Consider the following 407-nt stretch of genomic DNA (forward strand, 5'->3'; position numbering starts at 1 on the left):
AACTTCTGGCAAAAAAATGGTAGGGTGAGCCATTGATGCGCCATTGGTTCAAGCACAATGGCGAACCCGTGAAGCGCGACGCGGTTGCGCATCTGCAGGTCAAGCTGGGCCTGTCGGAGCGGCGGGCCTGCAAGATTGTCGGGGCGGATCGCAAGATGATCCGCTACCAGTCCAGAAGGCCACCCGAGACGGAACTGCGCCAGCGGCTGCGCGATCTGGCCAATGAGCGCCGCCGGTTCGGATACCAGCGCCTGTTCGTGCTGCTGCGCCGAGATGGTGAACTGTCAGGGATCAACCGGATTCATCGCCTCTACCGCGAAGAAGGGCTGGCGGTGCGCAAACGGCGCGCCCGGCGCAAGGCGGTGGGAACCCGTGCCCCGATCCTGGTCGAGGCGCGGCCAAACGCC

Annotated in this window: 1 pseudogene; it reads left to right on the forward strand. The window is 64.4% G+C overall.

What is annotated here, in order from left to right:
* Nucleotides 1–59: 59 nt before the first annotated feature.
* A pseudogene (locus tag ACH107_RS33570) lies at nt 60–407 on the forward strand (IS3 family transposase); the annotation flags it as partial.

The sequence above is a fragment of the Roseovarius halophilus (ex Wu et al. 2025) genome (assembly GCF_047086965.1).